This window comes from Methanobrevibacter oralis, assembly GCF_001639275.1.
GTDB classification, from domain to species: domain Archaea; phylum Methanobacteriota; class Methanobacteria; order Methanobacteriales; family Methanobacteriaceae; genus Methanocatella; species Methanocatella oralis.
Genome location: NZ_LWMU01000040.1, coordinates 1 through 546, shown reverse-complemented (window position 1 = coordinate 546; position 546 = coordinate 1). Strand labels below are relative to the sequence as shown.

Here is a 546-nt window from a genome sequence, read left to right as displayed (position 1 = left end):
ACCATTAACAGTAAATACAAGTTTTAAAACAGCACTAGATCCACCATTTAACCCATTAATAAGTTTCCAGGTATTGCCAACTTTAGTCCATTGACTAGTATCCCAACTATTATTTATTAAAGTTAAACCATTAGGAATCAACTCTTCAACAACCACACCATTAGCAACACTAGAACCTTTATTAGTCACAGTAATAGTGTAAGTTAAATTTTCACCAACATTAACCATCGCTTTATCAGACACCTTAGTAACATTAAGTGAAACATTAGTAAGAGTAGTATTGTTATTAGAAACATTAGTACCATTACCTGTTTCATTAGACTTAACAATAACCACATTAGAAATTGCACCGGTAACATTACCATTAACAGTAAATACAAGTTTTAAAACAGCACTAGATCCACCATTTAACCCATTAATAAGTTTCCAGGTATTGCCAACTTTAGTCCATTGACTAGTATCCCAACTATTATTTATTAAAGTTAAACCATTAGGAATCAACTCTTCAACAACCACACCATTAGCAACACTAGAACCTTTATTAGT

The 546-nt window shown here is 31.7% G+C and carries 1 protein-coding gene; it reads right to left on the bottom strand.

Features of this window, described 5'->3' with window-relative positions; genetic code table 11:
* Positions 1 to 546 (bottom strand): DUF11 domain-containing protein (locus tag MBORA_RS00920; RefSeq protein WP_156482685.1); only part of this gene is annotated, 546 nt, incomplete at both ends.